Here is a 16,091-nt window from a genome sequence, read left to right on the forward strand (position 1 = left end):
AAGGCTCAGTCGTGCCTCACGGCGGTGCTGCGAAGCACGGGCTGCATCAGTGAGGGCATCTGACCTGGGCTTGTGTCCGGCGGACACGGCGTCGAGCAAATGTGCGAGGACGTCACCGGAGGTGATGGCACCGGCGTAGGTACGCGGATGGAGTCGTACCGATCCAGGTAGCGGCACAGCTGGTCGTGGTGCCACACCGCCCAGCCCTTGAGCCCAAGGCGTGCCGCATACGTGGACACGAATTGCTCAATCCGAGAAATGCCTCCGCTGCCCGGCACGGGAGTCAGGATCACATTGGTGGTGAAGATCAGATACTCGGGCAGCCGCTCCCGCTTCGAAGTCAAGCTCAGCCACGCTTCGAATTCCTCTTTGACCTGCCCCTTCAGCCACGAGACAGCATCCTGGGGCTGTTGATCCGTGCGCTGCCGGAACTTGGCCTGCACGACACCGTAGCCGTCCCATGCCTCAAGCTCGCTCGGATAGGGCACCCGCCCCTCGAACGCTGCCTCACGCCCGCCGTCCTTGCCGTCCCCGAAGGCGGAGACGCCCGGCCCGAGGATCTCCTGGGCCAGGGCCTGCGACACGTGCTCGAACTCCCGGGTGCTCAGCCCGCTGAGGTTGTAATCCACCCCGCAATGATGCCGCTGCGGCTATCTCCCGACCGCCCAACGGAACTTTTTCCCCGGCCGGCCCTCTGCGACCACGCCGATTCACGTGGCTTGACCAGCCCAGCAACACGCCTGACAGCCCATCAGAACGAGCGTCAAATGAGCGTCACGAGCGTCATTTCAGCGTCAAGATATCGCCCGTAACGCCCACACCGCACATAATGCGCACACACAAAACCCCAGGTCAGGGGCCCTTTGCCGCCGACTCAAGGATGGCAACGCACTCCACATGGTGCGTCATCGGAAACACGTCACACGACGAACCGATCGTCAAGATCGAGAGAGTCCGCTGACTCTCGTCGGTCGCCTCCTCGAGCTGCTGGCCGTTCACGCGCGGGACTGCCACCTCGATGGATTTGGCGACCGACGGCCGCGGCGGACGACCAGCCAGCGACCGCTCTCGTCTTGCTGACCAGCGAGCTCGGCTACGTGTTGGTCCATCTCCGCCTCCAGGCGGGTGCCATCATCCGTCGGGTGACCTCGCAGATGATCAGGGAACCGGCCTTGGTGGTGCCGTCCTCGTTCGCTGGCCGTAAGGGTCGCGACAAGTTCGTCTCCGCAAGAACAAGCAGAACGCCACAAATCCATGGTGGTCACGGACAGTGAGGGCCGGGTGCTGTTGGTGCAATCCAGCATGGCCCGCAAGCTGCGCGGACATCGCCCAAGCCTTCCAGTTGGGGCTGGTCAGCCTCCTGGCAGAACGGTCTTGCGGTTGAGGTTCTCGCCAACTCGGGCACGAGGGACTGGGTGCTCAGATCGACGGACGAGCGGTAAGAGCACCGTACCGCAAGCCCATGAAGGGGGGTACGAGGAGGTGCATGAACGCCAGCACAATGCACACTCTCCGCGCCGAATCTGTGTCCAGCACGGCATCGCGCATGCAAAGTACCGGCGCGCTCTGGCCCACCGCCTCGTCCGTCGCGAGCATATGAGCGACGCCATCCAAGCAAGCGCCGGCCTGATGTCTCACTAGCAGACCATGGACCTGGAGCCGACACGGCAGACGTGAATCGGCGCCACACCGAAGTTCGCCCTGCCTCACCGCCTACCGTTCATGCGCTCGCCGGGGCGGACCACTCACATGGTCGGGCCATTCTGTTCGGTCGACTTGCTCATGCTTCACCCGCATAGGGCTGGCCTATCGTATGCAAATCTCTCCCTGGCTGGCCCGTAGCGCCCTGCGGATGATGAAGTCGCGCCATCACGGAGCAAATCTCCTCCTCCTTGGAGGAGGAGATTCTTCGAGAAGGTTTCCCGCTGTTTCTGATCACGCACCAGGCCATAACCGACCGTCGATGCATGTGGCAGCACGTGCGCTCGCCTGCCGGGAGTTCTTGCGCTTGACGCTCCACCGAGCAAGAGGCATGAGGGCTTCGACGAGTTTCTTGCCCTCCTGGGTCAGCTGGTACTGGATCTGCACGGGCGTCGCAGGGATAACTGTGCGTTCGATCAGTTCTTCGGCTTCAAGCTCCTTGAGCCGCTGGGAGAGGGGCCTGTCGGAGATCCCCTCGATCATCGCGCGTTACTCACCCAACCGGCAGGCTCCTTCGCCGGCAGTGTTCAGGATCGCGCCTACCCTGCGCCGACCTGTGAGTTCGAAGGCCCCTTCGAAGTTGGGACAAGCGATGTAAGATTCGTGAGTTACTTATTAAAGATTAGCGCCTTACGACCGACTTGGTCGTGCGCGTGATGCGGTAGATGGTGAAAGACATGACTGACTATGGACGCCCTCTCTCGTTCGGGCTGAGCGTGGACCCCTCTGCCGAAGCGTGGGGCTTGACCAGGCGGCTTGCACGGATAGCGGAGGATCGGAGCCTGGAATACCTGGCTGTGCAGGACCACCCCTATCAGCCCGGGCACTTCGATACTGTGACGCTGATCTCGCATCTGTCCGCCCTGACAGAGCGGATCTCCTTCCTCACGGATGTTGCCGACCTCCAGCTCCGCCCCCCGGTGATGCTAGCCAAGGCGGCGTCATCACTGAGCGTGCTCACGGGTGGACGAATGCAGCTGGGCGTGGGAGGCGGCGGGCTCCCGGACGCCATCGCCTCCATGGGCGGACCGGCGCGGCGGGGGTCTGACATGGTGGCATTCGCCGAGGAATCGCTCGGGCTGCTGCGCAGCGCCCTGAACGGGGGTGTGGTGCGGGTGCACAGCCAGTACCACACCATCGGCGGCTATCAGGCCGGCCCAGTGCCTCCCATGCCCGTAGGTATCTGGCTAGGAGCGCAGAAGAGCCGCATGCTCGCTCTGGCGGGCAAGCGAGCGGACGGCTGGATCTCGCCGCTGAACATCTACGTCACACCGAATGAGGTGCCCTCCCGGCAGCAGGCCATCGATGATGCGGCTGCCGAGGCGGGACGTGATCCGCGGACCTTGCGGCGTGTCTACAACGTGATCGGTGCCATCGGAGCCCCCTCGAATGCCCCGGGCCTTGTCGGCGACGTGTCGCGGTGGGTGGACACCCTTACGGGCTGGAGCACGGAACTCGGCTTCGACACGTTCGTCTTCTGGCCGGTGGCCGATCCCGAGCAGCAGCTGGCTCGCTTCACCGACGAGGTCATCCCCGCGGTGCGCGCGCAGGTCGCGGACATTCGAGGCGAGCGATGAGCGGCGTGCCGGCGGAACTCGCGGGCAAGGTCGTCACGCCGGACGACAAGCGCTATCCACGAGTGCGCTCCACCTACACAGTGGTGGGCAGCCCAGCGGTCGTGGTGCTACCCGAGTCAGCCCAGGACGTCGAGGCCGCGCTGCGGTTCGCGAGGAACAGAGGCCTGCGGGTGGCCGTCCGCAGCGGTGGCCACGGCCTGGCGGGCAGTGGCACCAACGACGGAGGGCTCGTCATCGATCTGCGTGCCATGAACCGGGTCCACGTTCTCGATCGCCACTCCCGCCTGGTGCGGGTAGAGGCGGGGGCACGCTGGGCCCAGGTCGCCCAAGCGCTCGCTCCGCACGGGCTGGCCATCAGTTCGGGCGACCATGGAAACGTCGGCGTCGGTGGCATCGCCACAGCTGGCGGAGTGGGCTGGCTGGTGCGCAAGTACGGTTTGACGGTCGACCATGTTCGAACAGTTGAGGTCGTCCTGGCTAACGGGAGGATCGTCCGCGCCGATGCGGAGAACGAGCCCGATCTGCTCTGGGTCATGCGTGGCGCGGGCGCGGGCGCGGGAATCGCAGTCGCCTTCGAGATCGAGGCCATGGAACTCGGCGACGTCGGCTACGCCCAACTGGTCATATCCATGGACCGCGCTGGCGGGACCCTGCAGAAGTGGGCGGATGTCATGGCGAAGGCGCCGCGCGAGCTGTCGACGGAGCTCAGGCTGACCTCACAGGGCGACGGCTCTCCCATTGGTGTGATCACCGGCGTCGTGACCTCAGACACTCCAGCAGTGATACGCAAAGCCCTCGAACCGCTCTTGGGTGTGGGTGACGTACTGGGACAGCAGGCCCACGTCGTCCCCTATCCGGAACTGGTGTCACCCATGCACCTGCACGAGAACACCGGTCAGATGCCGGCCAGGACAACCAACGGCCTGCTCACCGATATGTCCGCAGGCGTGGCACGCGCCCTGGTGAAGGCTTCGGTAAGCCGCGACCCGCTCATGGTGCAGATGCGTTCGCTGGGCGGCGCGACCCACGACCCCAAGCCGACGGCCACGGCGTTCGCCCATCGCCACCAGAACTTCCTCGTCATCGGGGCCGCCTTCCCACCCAACGTGCGACACACCCTGCGCACAGGCTGGACATCCCTCGCCCCCTACATGGATGGCGCGTACATCAACTTCGAGAGCGCACCCACCGACGACACGTTCGCACGCTTCTACCCAGGTTCCACAGGTGAACGGGTGATGGAGTTGCACAAGCGATACGACCCCGAGGGCATCCTGAAGCCCAGACCCACAGCCTGATGCCTGACGACCGCCCCCCAAAGAACGATCCCGGCGATGCCTCTCCGGCGGCCGCCACGGTTGGAGTCAGTTCCATGCTCACGCTGCTGCACATCGACTCGTCCGTGCACCCGCGCGGAGCCTCGGTCTCACGCACCGTGACCGAGACCTACCGCCAGGCCTGGGAAGAGCAGATTCCCGAAGGCACGGTCATCTACCGCGACCTGGCCAACGCCCCCGTCACGCACATCACTGACGAGGCTGTCACCGCCAGCCTCGTCGACCCGAAGACTCATACGCCCCGGCAGGCAGCTGCTTTCACCGACCGTGAACGGCTCATCAAGGAGCTGGAGCAGGCGGACGCAGTGCTAATCGGCGCTCCCATGCACAACCTTACGATCCCCTCCACGCTCAAGGCCTGGCTGGACAACGTGGTCCTCTTTGGGCGCACTGTGGGGGAGAGCTCTACCATCGTGGATACGCCGGTCACGGTCGTGACCAGCCGAGGCAGCTCCTACGCAGCTGGAACTCCGAACGAGGGGCACGAGTACGTCCAGAACTACCTGACTGCGATCCTCGGCCACGCACTGCGTCTCGACGTCGACTTCATCGTCGCAGATTTCACCCTGGCCCCCCATGATCCCGCGATGACCTCGCTGATCCCTCTTTTCGAGTGGTCCCGCACGCAGGCCCTGGCGGAAGCAGCGGCCCGGGCCAAGGCCGTCGCGTCTCGCCTCCGCAACACACCGTGAGGGTTGCGATCGAGGCCGGTGAGGGTTGTTGTGCGCTGAGTTGGGGGAGAGTTGATCGAGTAGGCGTCCTGACGTGGCTGCTCCGGTTTCAACCCGAGGTGCCGAATAGCGCGCCGTGTGTCTCGAGCGGCGGCCCGAGCGCCTGGGTTATGGGAGAAGGACCGGACCGTGCCTGCACGCCGCCGTCATCCGAGCGATCTGTCCGACGCCCGCGAGGAGTTGGCCGAGCCGGTCCTCACCACCTGGCGGGCCCGACGTCGCAACTGGGGACGGTTCGGCCGCCCGCCGGACCAGGATCTGTGCAGCCTGTTCGATGCAATCTTCTACGCGAACCGCACCGGGATCCCTGGTGCTGCCTCCCGCGTGACTGGAACATCGTCTCCGCCTGCTTCGCCCGCTCGCAGGAGGAGAGAGTGCCTTCGACCAGTTCGACCGCCGCCTGCACACCATGCCCGGAGCGGGAAAGCCGGGAAGTAGATCCCTGCGCATGCGTCATGGACTCACAGGGCAGCAATTACCCTCGGAACGGGGAAGAGCGTACGGTGTACTGGCGGGTGGGAACGCCGCTACCGAGGGTTCGCGGTGCCCCTGGTGCGCTGGCACAAGTGGGCTCCGCTGTTGTCGCTTGCTCCGGTAGATCAGTGGTCCGTGAACAACCGGGACAGCGTTTCGTCCACGTCGAGTTGCTCTGACTCGGCCCCCCCCTGGGCACCAACGATATTGTTCGGCCCAGGAATGACCGCATTTCCTGCCAAGAGGTCTCCAGCAGGGTCGAGCGGACCGGCGAACTGTAGGCGATGTAGAGCACATCGGAACGCGGGCCGCCAATTCCGGGCCACACTCGCACGTTGCCTTCGCCGGCATAGCCGTGCAGGCCATCGACCAGCAGGTCACGGCTGAACGCCCACGTCACCGTGGCGCCGGCGTCGCCCTCACGGAGTGCGACACGAAGAGCGCAGGGATCGCGTGTCGCATAACTCAGCCTCATGCGAACCAGCAGCGATTCGGCGAAGCACCGGACCAGCCGTGCGGGTACGTCGACTTCTGCGACCCCGATCGGGTCCATGCTTCTTACTCCAAAATTCTTGCTGTGAGACAGAAAAGAGAACAGCAACAGCAACAGACGGCGCAGGGCTTCCTGCCGCGTCCCTGTCCCTGGGCCAGCGGTGCGGAGGCACAGTTCGCCTGAGACTGTGCCTCCGCCCTTCGGGTCCGCCCCATGGTGTTTCAGTGCGGGAAACGAAAGCAGCTGGGTCCCGTTTGGTCTGCCACGACACCGCTGCGGTGGCCTTACCTCCTGCAGACTTCCCTCGATCGGTAGATCGTGGCAGGGTGCGAAATCGTGGCCAGGCCAAACTGTGCGTGGCTGCGGCTGCTAGGGACGCAGACCACCTGACGCCACAATGACTTCGCCCGTCACCCATCGGGCTTCTTCGGAGGCAAGGAACGTGACGGCAAGCGCGACGTCCTCTGGCTGACCCATCCGGTGCAGCGGAGTGTCGGAGACGAGGGAGTCGATGTACGCACTGCCCACGAGCCCGTGCGCGTGGCTTCCCTCAGTTTCCGTCACACCCGGCGCCACGGCGTTCACACGGATGTTCTTGGGGCCAAGCTCCTTGGCCAGCACTCGAGTGACGGCTTCCACGGCGCTCTTTGTCGCGGTGTAGATGCTCAGGTTCGGCTGGAACAGATGCGCCGCAGCGGTGCTGATGTTGACGATGCTCCCTCCGTCCGGGCCGAAACGCTTGGCGGCCTCCTTGGACGCGAGGAGCACGCCCAGGACGTTGGTGTTGAACTGGTAGTGGAAGTCGCGCTCGGTCACCTCGTCAAGAGGACCGAACTCGTAGACCCCCGCATTGTTGACAAGAACGTCCAAGGAGCCGTATGTCCGGACGGTCTCGTCGAACAAGGCCAGCAGGTCCGCTTCCTTGGTGACGTCTGCGGGAAATGCGATGGCCCGTCCGCCGGCTTCTTCGATGTCAGCGACCACTGTGGCCGCACGTTCCCCGTCACCAGGGAAGTAGTTGACCACGACTGCTGCTCCCGCAGCGGCCAGGTTCTTGGCGAATCCGGCTCCGAGCCCTTGGGCTGCGCCAGTGACTACGGCCACCTTGCCAGTGAGTGTGCTCATGACGTGCTCCAGACCGACCTCGGTCCGTTCATGGCGAACGCTCGGTTCGCCATGGAGTTGGCCCCGGGGCCATTCGTCGTACTCGGGTGTGAGACGGCTGACAGGCGCGCGCCGATGAGCAAATGCGAAGCCCGGGACGGGGTAGTGCCCTGTGGCGTCTGCCAGCTGTACGCAACCGTAGGCACATGCCCTGACGTCAGCAAAGGGTCCGTAAGATACTTACTATTGATTAGCTACTAATGCAGTCCTTGTGCGATGGGGATCGCAGCAGCAATGTGAAGAGGTGCTGCCTCCAACCGTGGCAGCAGCAAGCTCGAACGCCTCTAGACACCTGGAACCACACCATGGCAACCCTGCTGCACCTCGACTCCTCACTCAACCCCGGCGCCGACTCCAAGTCCCGCACCGTGGCCCTGAAGTTCCGCGACGCGTGGCAGGAGCAGCACCCCGACGGAGAGATCGTTTACCGCGATCTCGCTGCGGACCCGCTGCCCCACCTCGACGTGCACGCTTTCTCCGCCGCCTTCGTCGGCGACGGCTCCCGAACGCCGGAGCAGGACTCGGCGATGGCCAGGCGCGTGAAGCTGATCGAGGAACTGGAGCAGGCCGACGCCGTGCTGCTCGGTGCCCCGATGTACAACTTCACCATCCCCTCGACCCTCAAGGCCTGGATCGATCACGTCCTCATGGTGGGCCGTACCACCGGAGACACCTCCAGCGTCAAGGGCCTTTCAGTCACGGTGGTCGCCAGCCGAGGCGGCTCCTACGCCCCGGGTACCCCGCGGGAAGCCTCCGAGTACGTCCAGAACTACCTGCAGTCCATCCTCGGCGAATACATGGGCCTCGAACTCGACTTCATCGTCCCGGAACTGACCGCCGCGCACTCCAACCCCGACATGGCCGAACTGGTACCCCTCGCCGAGGCGTCGTGGGCACGCGCTCTCCAGGACGCCTCGGCAAAGGGCAAGGAGACTGCTCGACGCATCACTGCTGCCTGATAGAGGCTCACCAAGCCATCTACACGGTCTGCAGGGCTGGACCGCCTTCCGGTTCCTGCCGCACAACATGTGCGGCAGGAACCGGAAGCGTTGCGCTACAGGCGCCAATAGCCCGTCACAGCGCAGTCGATCTCCTGGTTACTGAATGTGATTGGGTGATGACGGGTCATCGGACTGACAGTCGTGTGTCGGTTCCGGTACCTCTGGCTGAGTGAGATGCGCCCAGGACGGCGGGCTGACCGACGCCGGGAGGGCCGCGCGGGAGCGGGTTCGGCTTCAGGCCGTGGAACGCTTCGAGCGCGCGGAGAAGAACAAGGTCATTGCCGCCGCGTTACGGGTGTCGGAGCGGTCGGTGGAGCGGTGGCGGAAGGCTTGGCGCGAGCAGGGCGAGACTGGAGTTCTGTCGAATGGCTCGCCGGGGCGGCCGAGGCTGGGGCCGGTCCAGATGGAGCGTCTGGAGCGGGAGTTGGAGCGTGGTCCGCTCGCGCACGGCTGGCCGGATCAGCGGTGGATCCTGGCGAGGATCAAGCCGCTGATCGCCGGCCGTTCCACGTCTCGTACACGGTCGAGGGCACCTGGCTGCTGCTGAAGCGGCATGGCTGGTCCTGGCAGCAGCCGGCCCGGCGGGCGATCGAGCGGGACGACGACGCGGTGGAGCTGTGGAAGAAGGAGGTCTGGCCGCGGGTAGGAAGCGGCAGCCCGGGGTGCGTGGAGCGCGGCCAAGAACCCAGGTCAGCCTACGGCCCGCCCTCACAGCCCAGTACCGGGTGTCTGTGCAACCCGGAGCTGGCCGGCATGCCCGAACCGGAGCTGGGCGAGATCATCAAGCAACTGGCCCCGGATCTGGACGAGTTACGAGAGCAAGGACGGCTCCAGCAGCGAGGAGGCGAACGCGTCCGTGCTCGCGGCGCAGGGTCCAAGGACAAGCTGACCACCGCCGGCAGAGTCCTGGCCACCGTGCTCTACCAGCGCAAGCTCGGCACCCGAGACCTGCTCGCCCAGCTCTTCGGAGTCAACGGCAGCACGCTCACCAGGGCCATCCGGTTCAGCCCCTCCTGGCCGAGCATGGTCACACCATTCCACCCTCCACAGCCAGGTTCCGGACACCCGCCGACGTCACCGCATTCCTCGCGAGCACAGCTCCAGGGAGACCAAATCAGCATCTTGATTCTCTGCGAGCCCGTAGTACTAGCGGCTACGGACGTCGCCCGCAGCAGCAAGCGAGAAGTCGGGCTTCAACGCACAAATTGCACCCGGGCTAAACCTTCGTGGTCGGTGGCAGATGAGCGCGGCGGGGTTGCGTCCAGGGAAGTGGTGTACCGGTTCTCGCCTGATCCGGGCGTTTGTCCCGGCGTCGGGGTGAGGGTCCGGATATGAGAACGGCCACCGGCTGATCTTCGAGATGTCTAGGCTCGAAGGAGATCAGCACGATGACCGCACCTGACAGTCTGCCCCTGCGCGCTCTGGCGGAGGACAACCTCGCCTCGGCGAGTCCCGATCTGCTGCGCGCGATGGTCAAGACCTTCGCCGACGCGCTCATGTCCGCGGAGGCCGATGCCCTCTGCAACGCCGAATACGGGCAGGTCAGCGACAAGCGTGTCAACCACCGCAACGGCTATCGCCCACGCGAGTGGGACACCCGCGCAGGAACCGTCGAACTCGCCGTCCCCAAACTGCGCCAGGGCAGCTACTTCCCGCACTGGCTCCTCGAACGACGCCGCCGGGCCGAGCAGGCCCTCATCAGCGTGGTCGCCACCGCCTACCTGCTCGGCGTTTCCACCCGCCGCGTGGAAAAGCTCGCCGAGTCCCTCGGCGTCACGCAGCTGTCGAAGTCCCAGGTCAGCGCGATGGCCAAGCACCTCGACGAACAAGTCGCCGCCTTCCGCAACTGGCCCCTGGACGCAGGCCCCTACTCGTTCGTCTGGGTCGACGCACTCACCCAGAAGGTCCGCGAGGGCGGCCGGATCATCAACGTCCACGCTCTGATCGCGGTCGGCGTCAACGCCGACGGACACCGCGAGATCCTCGGCATCGACGTCGCCACCGCCGAGGACGGCGCCGGCTGGCTCGCCTTCCTGCGCTCGCTGACCGCCCGCGGCCTGTCCGGCGTCCAACTGGTCGTCTCCGACGCCCACACCGGCCTCGTCGCCGCGATCGGCGCGGCCCTGCCGGGCGCGTCGTGGCAGCGATGCCGCACGTATTACGCCCGGAATCTGCTGAGCCAGGTCCCGAAGTCCGCCCAGCCCTGGGTGGCCACCCTGCTGCGGACGGTCTTCGAACAGCCCGACACGACGGCTGTCCGGGCCCAGCTGCGGCACGTCCTGGACGCGTTGGAAGCCAAGTTCCCCAAGGGGGCAGCCCACTTGGACGCCGCCCAGCACGACCTGCTGGCGTTCACCGCGTTCCCGCGGGAGATCTGGCGGCAGATCTGGTCGAACAATCCCCAGGAACGGCTGAACAAGGAGATCCGCCGCCGCACCGACGTGGTCGGCATCTTCCCCGACCGCACCGCCCTGATCCGCCTCGTCGGCGCGGTCCTGGCCGAGCAGAACGACGAATGGACCGAGACCCGCCGCTACATGGGCCGCGAACTCCTCGCCAAAGCCCGCCTCCACCCGATCGAGTCAGAAACCTACGACACCGCCCTGCCCACCGAACTGACCGCATAGCCTCAAAACGAGATCACCGAGTGGCTGCCGATACACCACTCCCGCGGACGTGACCCGCGGCGGCCGTACGGAGCGGCTGACCACGGACGAACCCCTGTCGGGGCACTCCGCCCATCGCCCTGCCACCGAGGGATGCATGTGAAGGTTCTCGGCAGATCCGGGCCAACTCTGCGCGCCTGACCCGCAACCTCAACCGTCGCCGCACGTCTGTCGAGGTGGAGCCGTCATGAATTGGTTCCAAGGCGGGCTGAGCCCCACAGGGCCGCCCTCAAGACCCCGTCCGGATGGAGCACACGATGACGCCCTACGCTGAACCAACACCGTCTCACCGCGGCTCGCGCCGTACATGGGCCCTCAGCGCCGCAGTAGCCCTGGTAGCCGCCACTTCCGCTCAGGTCACGCACGCAGCCGACTCAAGCGCAGCGCCCCGAGGCGCGGAGGGCGTCGCCACAGTCACCTACAACCTGGGTGACGTCGCCTACCAGTTGCCAGAGACGGGTGAGCCCGTCGAACTCACCGCCACCGTCGACTACCCGGAGAGCCTCGGTACCACTCTACGTCCCCTCGTCGTCGCACTGCACGGCCTGCACGAGACCTGTGCGGACCGGGCGGCCGAAAGCGCCCGGCACGCAGCCGAGCAGGCTGAAGACTGGGGTGCGTACCTGGCCGCCAACCGCGAGCTTTTCCGCTGGCCCTGCGCCCCGGGTATCACGCCCATCGGTAACGACCGCGGGTACGACTACCTCGGGAAGGAGTTGGCGCGCCAGGGGTTCATCTTCGTCTCCGTGCGGGCCAACGGCATCAACGCCGCATCGTTGACGGGCGACGCCAACGCTTCCGCCCGCGCCGAACTCATCAACAAGCACCTCGACCTGTGGCAACGGCTCAACTCGACCGGCAAAGGCTACCTGGCCGGCAAGTTCGTCGATGATCGGACGGGCCGACCAAAAGACGTCGACTTTGCGCACCGCGTCGACCTGTCCCGGGTGGGTACTCTCGGCCACTCACGAGGTGGCGCCGGCGTAACGTGGCACGCGGCCGACCGCCATCGGGCCGAATGGCCTGCGGGCGTGAGAATCCGGGCCGCGCTGGCGCTGGCACCGGCATACAACGTCATGACTGAGGATCTGGGCGAGTACGCGATGAAGCGCACCCCCCTCGCTGTGATGCGCGGCACCTGCGACGGTGACATCGGCACCGAAGCGTTCGCGTTCGCCGCCGGCGCCACTTCTCAAGGGACGAGCGACTACTACGGTTTCCACGTGCACGGAGCGAACCACAACTACTTCAACACCCAGTGGTCGCCACAGAGCGGTGAGGTCGCCGCTTTCGACGACGCCGTCCACCCCGACGGGCAGCCAGGGCGGTGCACAGATCGCGGTGGGGATGCCACGGCCCCTCAACTAACGGAAGCCCAACAGCGCCGGGTGGCCAGCACGTACGTGAAAGCCTTCTTTCGCCGGTACCTCGCCGGTGATGGACGTGTCGATCCTGTCCTGACTGGTCGGCGGTACCCGGTCTCGAACATAACCACCGTCGACGTCACGTCTGTCCGGAATCGGCCAGCGTGAGCGCTGGATTGCATATTCCGTCACGACGTTGCCACGTGCCGGGCGGCGCGACACTGAGCTCCTTCACCATTGCCGCTCTAGGGTGAGGATGGCTTTGGCGATTGGCGTCATGCGGTTGGGGCTGCATCGGGATCTGCGAAAGATCCGCCATGGCTTCAGGCGCGCGACGCAGCGTTCCACCGGTGCCGTGCTGCGGCCAAAGCCCGGTTGACGGTCTTCTCGGCGAAGGTGAATCCCTGCAGCGGCTTTCGCTTGATGCCGGTGCTCACCCACAACCGGCTCAAGCAGTGGCGCGGCCTGGCCATGCGAACAGTCAAGCTCGCCATCGCCTACCAGGCCGCACTCCATCTCGCCGCCATCCTCATCTGGGCCCGGCGATAGCCCGCTCAGCGATCGACCACCCAGCGCGCGTCCGTCGGCCAGGACCCGGCCTATTGGCGCACGAACTTGATGATGCGCCAGCTGGCCCTGCTGTTCGGGATCTCGACGTCTGCAGCCGACCGGATCATCGATCAGCTCGGTCCGCTCCTCGCATTGCAGCCCCGGCTCCGCTTCGCGAAGGACGCCGTGCTCATTGTGGACGGCACCCTGGTACCCACCCGCGACCACACGGTGGCCGAGCAGTCGAAGAACTATCGATACTCCACCAACCACCAGGTCGTCATCGACGCTGACACCCACCTGATCGTCGTGGTCGGCCGACCCCTGCCAGGCAACCGCAACGACTGCAAAGCATGGGCGGAGTCCGGCGCGAAGGCTGCCGTGGGCAGGACCCTGACGATCGCCGACGGCGGCTACCCCGGAACCGGACTCGTGATGCCCCACCGCCGCCGCAGGGCGAGGAACTGGCCGCGTGGAAGGAAGCCCACAACAAGTCCCACAAGCGGGTGCGCGCCCGGGTCGAGCACGCCTTCGCCCGTATGAAGGGCTGGAAGATCCTGCGCGACTGCCGGCTCAAAGGCGCTGGCGTCCATCACGCGATGCTCGGCATCGCCCGCCTGCACAACCTGGCCCTCACCGGATAGACGGTGAAGGGCTCAGGTCGTCTGTCCGTCTGTGTTCATCAGTGGAGCCGGTGTGTGGCGGGGCCATGGTGCGCCCGCCCGCTCCGAGGCGGCGGCCCGAAACGCTTCCGCCAGCGAGCTTCCCGGATACGTGCCGAACTCCGGGTATTTCCAGCGGTAGTAGCAGGACCAGTAGCTCACGACACGTCGTTCCGTGCTGGCGAAAAACGCAGGATTTCGAGCGATGAACTCCCCATAGAGTCCGCGCTGGACGGAGTCCGGGACACCGAGTCCGGGCAGCCCTCTGTAGATCGCCTCAAGGATCTCCACCACGTACTCGCCGGCCAGCTGCACGACGAACGGGACCACCCACGCCTCGTCCAGCCTCACAACCTGTTCGAGGTGACGCTGACGGACCCTGCCGTCGCAGTGCCGGGAGTACAGGCAGTGCAAGATCACCTGCTGGGTCCCGGGCAGTGAAAGCACCACGTCGGCGTTCGGCTCATCTTGGTAGATCCGATAGGGGATGGTGACAGTCTCACCCCACACCTCGACATTCAACGGGTCCGCCGATGAGAGCTTGCCGTCCGGAACGACTGCCAGAACACTCCGGACGTCAACAGCAAGCCGGGACGGAAACGCACTCACCAGGGCATCGGTGCTATTCGGCGACTCCCAGGACTTCTCCACGACACGAGGGTAATCGGCCGGCACCTGGCCCCTCCGCCTACCCGATCAACGGCTCGCACCATCGCTGCCACCTCATTGCGGGACAGCCCTTAACTTGATCTTTAACGTCCGGTGTCGAATGGCTCGTCGAACTTGATCGCCCGGTTCGGTATCTGCCGTACACGGAAGCGGCCTTCGTCTGAATATGTGCTCCGGCCAAGGAACACACACATTCAGCACGAAGGCCGTGAGGATGAGTCTGCTGCACCATGACGCCCGGCGAGAGACGCTGACGCAACTGTCACGCTTCCGGGGCGAGTTCTATTCCTGCCTGACCGCTCGTTCGGACTCGTTGTTCGAGCTGGCCGATGCTGTCCTCTGCAGCGACGGGCCGGTGAAGTCGTTGGTCGAATTGTCGCTGGTGGGTGAACATCGTCGCGGTCATGGTGGGCTCTATGCCGCGATGGCCCGTGGACGCATCGATGCCGGTCGGCTGCGGCGGGCACTGGCCGAGGTGCCCCTGCCGCGGTCTTCCGACGGGCGGCTGGTCCTTGCCGTTGATGTCACTTGCTGGCTGCGGCCCGACGCCCACACCTCACCAGAACGGATCCTGTGCCACACCTACGGCCGGGGCAAGGACCAGCACATTCCGGTCCCGGGCTGGCCCTACTCGATCATCTGCGCGCTCGAGCCGGGCCGCAGCTCATGGACCGCACCTCTGGATGCACTGCGTCTGACGCCCGGCGACGACACCGCGACCGTCACCGCCCGGCAGTTGCGTGACCTGCTGCAGCGACTGATCAACACGGGGCAGTGGCAGGTGGGTGACCCTGACATCCTCATCGTCGCGGACGCCGGATACGACGCACCCCGCCTCGGCTATCTCCTCAAAGACCTGCCGGTGCAGGTGCTGGCCAGGATGCGTTCCGACCGTGTCCTGCGCCGGGCTGTCGCACCGCGGCTGCCGCACACCCAGGGCCGGCCGCCCCGGCACGGCAGCGAGTTCGTCTTCGGGCAGCCCGACACCTGGAACACCCCGGACACCGAAACAATCACCGACACCCGCCTCTACGGAGTCGCCAGGGCCCGGTCCTGGGACCGGCTCCACCCCAAGTTGACCCACCGTTCATCATGGGCAGCCGCAGAGCGAACCCTCCCGATCGTCGAAGGGACAGTGATCCGCCTCGACATCGGCCACCTGCCCAGCGGAGCAACACCGAAGCCGGTCTGGCTGTGGTGGTCAGACACCGATGCCACCCCGGACGACGCCGACCGTCTCTGGCAGGCCTACCTGCGACGCTTCGACATCGAGCACACATTCCGCCTGTTCAAACAGACCCTCGGCTGGACCTGCCCGAAGATCCGCACACCCGAGGCAGCCGACCGATGGACCTGGCTAATCCTCGCCGTCTACACCCAACTACGACTCGCCCGTCCTCTCGCGGCCGACCGGCGTCGTCCCTGGGAGAAACCCAGTCCGCCGGACAGGCTCACCCCCGCCCGAGTCCGCCGCGACTTTCGGCACATCCGCCCACAATCGGCCTGCCCGGCCCAAGCACCGAAACCATCACGTCCGGGCCCGGGCCGGCCGCCAGGCCAAAGGAACACCCGGCCCACACCCCGCCACGACGTGCATACACCCCGCAAAACACCGGCAGCGAAACAGCGAACGACGAAGTCAACCACCCCCCGACCACGCCGCACAGGTTAAAGATCAAGTTAAAGGGTGTTGCAGAAGGCCG

12 protein-coding genes and 5 pseudogenes are annotated in these 16,091 nt (G+C 65.7%); 11 read left to right on the forward strand and 6 right to left on the reverse strand.

The window, feature by feature from the left end:
- Window positions 1–5: 5 nt before the first annotated feature.
- A complete protein-coding gene (locus ACZ7LV_RS32210) occupies window positions 6–629 on the reverse strand; it encodes a hypothetical protein (protein ID WP_471944579.1) in 624 nt (207 codons plus the stop codon).
- A gap of 1,306 nt (window positions 630–1,935) precedes the next feature.
- Window positions 1,936–2,184 (reverse strand): winged helix-turn-helix transcriptional regulator, encoded by a 249-nt coding sequence (locus ACZ7LV_RS32215; RefSeq protein WP_471944581.1) that lies wholly within the window; start codon window positions 2,182–2,184, stop codon window positions 1,936–1,938.
- A 194-nt stretch (window positions 2,185–2,378) separates the two neighbouring features.
- Between ACZ7LV_RS32215 and ACZ7LV_RS32220 the strand changes: the two genes are divergently transcribed.
- The 3 genes from ACZ7LV_RS32220 to ACZ7LV_RS32230 all read left to right on the forward strand — a co-directional run bounded on the left by ACZ7LV_RS32220 (window position 2,379) and on the right by ACZ7LV_RS32230 (window position 5,307).
- Window positions 2,379–3,278 carry an LLM class flavin-dependent oxidoreductase gene (locus tag ACZ7LV_RS32220; protein ID WP_471944583.1) on the forward strand — a complete coding sequence of 300 codons (900 nt, stop codon included), beginning with the start codon at window positions 2,379–2,381 and terminating at the stop codon, window positions 3,276–3,278.
- The gene (locus ACZ7LV_RS32225; protein WP_471944584.1) at window positions 3,275–4,576 is read left to right on the forward strand and encodes an FAD-binding oxidoreductase; all 1,302 of its coding nucleotides are present in this window, start codon (window positions 3,275–3,277) and stop codon (window positions 4,574–4,576) included. The genes ACZ7LV_RS32220 and ACZ7LV_RS32225 overlap by 4 nt, the downstream gene beginning before the upstream one ends.
- 74 nt (window positions 4,577–4,650) lie before the next feature.
- Window positions 4,651–5,307 (forward strand): FMN-dependent NADH-azoreductase, encoded by a 657-nt coding sequence (locus ACZ7LV_RS32230; RefSeq protein ID WP_471944586.1) that lies wholly within the window; start codon window positions 4,651–4,653, stop codon window positions 5,305–5,307.
- 514 nt (window positions 5,308–5,821) lie between these two features.
- Here ACZ7LV_RS32230 and ACZ7LV_RS32235 read toward each other — a convergent pair.
- Together ACZ7LV_RS32235 and ACZ7LV_RS32240 are read right to left on the reverse strand one after the other, a co-directional pair.
- Window positions 5,822–6,373 carry an SsgA family sporulation/cell division regulator gene (locus tag ACZ7LV_RS32235; protein WP_471944588.1) on the reverse strand — a complete coding sequence of 184 codons (552 nt, stop codon included), beginning with the start codon at window positions 6,371–6,373 and terminating at the stop codon, window positions 5,822–5,824.
- Between the two features lie 309 nt (window positions 6,374–6,682).
- Window positions 6,683–7,438, reverse strand: coding sequence for an SDR family NAD(P)-dependent oxidoreductase (locus ACZ7LV_RS32240; RefSeq protein WP_471944590.1), 756 nt, complete (start codon window positions 7,436–7,438; stop codon window positions 6,683–6,685).
- Window positions 7,439–7,782: 344 nt separating this feature from the next.
- Between ACZ7LV_RS32240 and ACZ7LV_RS32245 the strand changes: the two genes are divergently transcribed.
- From ACZ7LV_RS32245 to ACZ7LV_RS32265, 5 genes and pseudogenes are all read left to right on the forward strand, one after another.
- A complete protein-coding gene (locus ACZ7LV_RS32245) occupies window positions 7,783–8,436 on the forward strand; it encodes an FMN-dependent NADH-azoreductase (protein WP_471944592.1) in 654 nt (217 codons plus the stop codon).
- Window positions 8,437–8,647: 211 nt separating this feature from the next.
- Window positions 8,648–9,126, forward strand: a pseudogene (locus ACZ7LV_RS32250) (winged helix-turn-helix domain-containing protein); the annotation flags it as partial.
- 36 nt (window positions 9,127–9,162) lie between these two features.
- Window positions 9,163–9,581, forward strand: a pseudogene (locus tag ACZ7LV_RS32255) (helix-turn-helix domain-containing protein); the annotation flags it as partial.
- 285 nt (window positions 9,582–9,866) lie between these two features.
- Entirely contained in the window at window positions 9,867–11,105 is a 1,239-nt protein-coding gene (locus ACZ7LV_RS32260; RefSeq protein WP_471944594.1) for an IS256 family transposase, read from the forward strand.
- Between the two features lie 296 nt (window positions 11,106–11,401).
- Entirely contained in the window at window positions 11,402–12,676 is a 1,275-nt protein-coding gene (locus ACZ7LV_RS32265) for an alpha/beta hydrolase (protein ID WP_471944596.1), read from the forward strand.
- Between the two features lie 63 nt (window positions 12,677–12,739).
- Here ACZ7LV_RS32265 and ACZ7LV_RS32270 read toward each other — a convergent pair.
- A pseudogene (locus ACZ7LV_RS32270) lies at window positions 12,740–12,948 on the reverse strand (transposase family protein); the annotation flags it as partial.
- A 1-nt stretch (window position 12,949) separates the two neighbouring features.
- Between ACZ7LV_RS32270 and ACZ7LV_RS32275 the strand changes: the two are divergent.
- Both ACZ7LV_RS32275 and ACZ7LV_RS32280 read left to right on the forward strand, forming a co-directional pair.
- Window positions 12,950–13,057 (forward strand): annotated as a pseudogene (locus ACZ7LV_RS32275) (IS5/IS1182 family transposase); the annotation flags it as partial.
- 72 nt (window positions 13,058–13,129) lie between these two features.
- A pseudogene (locus ACZ7LV_RS32280) lies at window positions 13,130–13,701 on the forward strand (transposase).
- A 12-nt stretch (window positions 13,702–13,713) separates the two neighbouring features.
- Here the strand turns inward: ACZ7LV_RS32280 and ACZ7LV_RS32285 are convergent.
- Entirely contained in the window at window positions 13,714–14,370 is a 657-nt protein-coding gene (locus ACZ7LV_RS32285) for a hypothetical protein (protein ID WP_471944598.1), read from the reverse strand.
- A 232-nt stretch (window positions 14,371–14,602) separates the two neighbouring features.
- Here ACZ7LV_RS32285 and ACZ7LV_RS32290 point away from each other — a divergent pair, with 232 nt between their 5' ends.
- Window positions 14,603–16,060: an NF041680 family putative transposase gene (locus tag ACZ7LV_RS32290; RefSeq protein WP_471944600.1), complete on the forward strand. Its 1,458-nt coding sequence runs from the start codon at window positions 14,603–14,605 to the stop codon at window positions 16,058–16,060.
- Window positions 16,061–16,091 lie beyond the last annotated feature (31 nt).

Source organism: Streptomyces sp. NPDC107562 (assembly GCF_055657325.1).

What these genes read in the sequence shown, in the direction of transcription:
- ACZ7LV_RS32230 (WP_471944586.1), top strand. Translation starts at nt 4,651, where the DNA reads ATGCTCACGCTGCTGCACATCGACTCGTCCGTGCACCCGCGCGGAGCC.
- ACZ7LV_RS32260 (WP_471944594.1), top strand. Translation starts at nt 9,867, where the DNA reads ATGACCGCACCTGACAGTCTGCCCCTGCGCGCTCTGGCGGAGGACAAC.
- ACZ7LV_RS32235 (WP_471944588.1), bottom strand. Translation starts at nt 6,373, where the DNA reads ATGGACCCGATCGGGGTCGCAGAAGTCGACGTACCCGCACGGCTGGTC.
- ACZ7LV_RS32215 (WP_471944581.1), bottom strand. Translation starts at nt 2,184, where the DNA reads ATGATCGAGGGGATCTCCGACAGGCCCCTCTCCCAGCGGCTCAAGGAG.
- ACZ7LV_RS32225 (WP_471944584.1), top strand. Translation starts at nt 3,275, where the DNA reads ATGAGCGGCGTGCCGGCGGAACTCGCGGGCAAGGTCGTCACGCCGGAC.
- ACZ7LV_RS32240 (WP_471944590.1), bottom strand. Translation starts at nt 7,438, where the DNA reads ATGAGCACACTCACTGGCAAGGTGGCCGTAGTCACTGGCGCAGCCCAA.
- ACZ7LV_RS32220 (WP_471944583.1), top strand. Translation starts at nt 2,379, where the DNA reads ATGACTGACTATGGACGCCCTCTCTCGTTCGGGCTGAGCGTGGACCCC.
- ACZ7LV_RS32245 (WP_471944592.1), top strand. Translation starts at nt 7,783, where the DNA reads ATGGCAACCCTGCTGCACCTCGACTCCTCACTCAACCCCGGCGCCGAC.
- ACZ7LV_RS32265 (WP_471944596.1), top strand. Translation starts at nt 11,402, where the DNA reads ATGACGCCCTACGCTGAACCAACACCGTCTCACCGCGGCTCGCGCCGT.
- ACZ7LV_RS32290 (WP_471944600.1), top strand. Translation starts at nt 14,603, where the DNA reads ATGAGTCTGCTGCACCATGACGCCCGGCGAGAGACGCTGACGCAACTG.